The following is a 2402-nucleotide window of genomic DNA, read 5'->3' as shown; positions in this document are numbered from 1 at the left end:
CCCGCCTCGCCGGATACCAGGAGGAGGACCCCGCATGACCGTCATCGACACACCCGCCCGAGGTCCGCAAGGGACTGGCCGGCGTCGTCGCCGACACCACGGCGATCTCGAAGGTCGACGCCGACACGAACTCGCTGCTCTACCGCGGCTACCCGGTGCAGGACCTCTGCGCGCACCGCGGCTTCCTCGACGTCGCCCACCTGCTGTGGCACGGCGAGCTGCCCGACCCGGCGGCGCTGGCCCGGCTGGAGGCGCAGGAGCGGGCACTGCGCCCGATCGACCGCAGCCTGCAGGCGCTGCTGCTGTCGACGCCCACCACCTGCCACCCGATGGACACCCTGCGCACCGCGGTGAGCTGGCTCGGCTCCGAGGACGCCCAGGAGGACGACCCGACCGCCGACGCGCAGAAGTCGCTGCGGCTGCTGGCCGCACTGCCGACCGTCGTCGCGATCGACCAGCGGCGCCGGCGCGGACTGGACCCGATCGCGCCCGACCCGGACCTGGGCTACGCGGCGAACTTCTTCCGGATGACCTTCGGGGAGGTCCCGGAACCGGAGGTCGTCCGGGCGTTCGAGGTCTCGATGATCCTCTACGCCGAGCACAGCTTCAACGCCTCCACGTTCACCGCGCGCGTGGTGACCTCGACGCTGTCGGACCTCTACAGCGCCGTCGTCGCCGGGATCGGTGCGCTCAAGGGGCCGTTGCACGGCGGCGCGAACGAGGCCGTGATGCACATGCTCGCCGGGATCGACGGCCCGGACGCCGCGCAGGCGTGGCTGGCCGACGCGCTCGCGCAGAAGAAGAAGATCATGGGCTTCGGGCACCGCGTCTACAAGCGCGGCGACTCGCGGGTGCCGACCCTGCAGGCGGCGCTGGAACAGGTCGTCGAGCTCCGCGGCGCCGGCACGCTGCTGGCCACCCACTCGGCGCTGGCCGCGGCGATGCTGCGGGAGAAGGGCCTGCACCCCAACCTCGACTATCCGGCGGGCCCGCTCTACCACCTGATGGGGTTCGACATCCCGATGTTCACGCCGCTGTTCGTGATGTCGCGGATCACCGGGTGGACCGCCCACATCTCCGAGCAGCTGGCCGCGAACTCGCTGATCCGCCCGCTCGCGGCGTACGAGGGCGCCGCCCGCCGCGAGGTGCCCGGCCCGGCCTGACCCGGTGCCGTCCCGCCACCGGCCGACCGCCGGTTCCCCGCACCCCGGCCCGCCCGTCGATCACGGGCGGGCCGGGGTGCCGTCGCCCGGAAGGTGCCCATGAGCCTCCACCCGACCGCCCCGACCGAGTACCCGGTGGACCCACCGGGGGTGCGACTGACCCGTGACGGCCCGTACGTCGCCGTCCTCACCCTGGACCATCCGCCCGCCAACGCGCTCTCCGCCCCGGTACGGGCGGCGGTCGGGCGCGCGCTCGACGCGGTGGAGGCCGACACCGCGGTCCGGGCGCTCGTCCTCACCGGGGTCGGCCACTTCAGCGCGGGCGGGCACCTCGGCGAGGAACGACGGGCCCGCGACGACGGCACCTCCGCGGACTTCCTGGACGGGGTCCTGCGGCTCACCGACCGGATCGAGGAGCTGCGGGTCCCGGTGGTCGCCGCCGTCACCGGGGGCGCGGTCGGCGGTGGGCTCGAGCTCGCGCTGGCCTGCGACATCCGCGTCGCGGCCGACGACGCGTTCTTCGTCGCGGCGGGCGTGAACGTCGGGCTGATCATGAGCGTCTGGCGGCTGCCGCGGCTCATCGGTCTCGGACCGGCCCGGGAGATGCTGCTGACCGGGGAGCGCTGCGACGCGGCGACCGCGCTGCGGACCGGGCTGGTCGGCACGGTCGTCCCGGCGCGCGACCTGCTGCGGACCGCGTGCGGGCGCGCGCACCGGATCGCCACCCGGGCACCGCTGGCGGTGAGGGGAACAGGAAGCCGTCCCCGTCGACGTAGCCGATGTCGCCGAGCGTCGTCCAGGTCTCGTGCTCGGGGTGCTGCGAGGCCTTCGTCTTCTCCGGGTCGTTGTGGTACTCGAAGGGCACGGTCTCGCGCTCGACGTAGACCGAGCCGATCTCGCCGGTGGGCAGCTCACGGCCGTCGTCGTCGCAGATGTGCAGGACACCCAGCAGCGGCCTGCCGACGGTGCCCGGCTTGGTCAGCCAGGTCGCGCTGTCGGTCATGGTGAGGCCGTTGCCCTCGGTCCCGGCGTAGTACTCGACCAGGATCGGGCCCCACCAGTCGATCATCGCCTGCTTGACGTCGACCGGGCACGGCGCCGCCGCGTGCACGGCCACCCGCAGCGAGGAGACGTCGGCCGCGTCCCGCTGCTCCTGCGGCAGGTGCAGCATGCGCACGAACATCGTCGGCACGAACTGGGCGTGGGTGACGCGGTGCCGGGCGATCGCGTCGAGCGCGG

General features: G+C 73.7%; 2 protein-coding genes and 1 pseudogene. 2 read left to right on the top strand and 1 reads right to left on the bottom strand.

From position 1 onward, the window contains the following. Window positions 1-74 precede the first annotated feature (74 nt). A complete protein-coding gene (locus KPL57_RS07060; RefSeq protein ID WP_226350961.1) occupies window positions 75-1163 on the top strand; it encodes a bifunctional 2-methylcitrate synthase/citrate synthase in 1089 nt (362 codons plus the stop codon). Window positions 1164-1262: 99 nt separating this feature from the next. After that, window positions 1263-1853 (top strand): annotated as a pseudogene (locus KPL57_RS71835) (enoyl-CoA hydratase/isomerase family protein); the annotation flags it as partial. On the opposite strand, the gene KPL57_RS07050 reads toward KPL57_RS71835, so the two are convergent. Continuing rightward, a partial coding sequence (locus tag KPL57_RS07050; RefSeq protein ID WP_226350960.1) for an AMP-binding protein occupies window positions 1741-2402 on the bottom strand: 662 nt, incomplete at its 5' end. The pseudogene KPL57_RS71835 and the gene KPL57_RS07050 overlap by 113 nt on opposite strands.

It is taken from the genome of Pseudonocardia sp. ICBG601 (assembly GCF_020496245.1).
The sequence above is the reverse complement of the archived record's forward strand: the minus strand, read 5'-3'. Positions and strand labels throughout refer to the sequence as shown.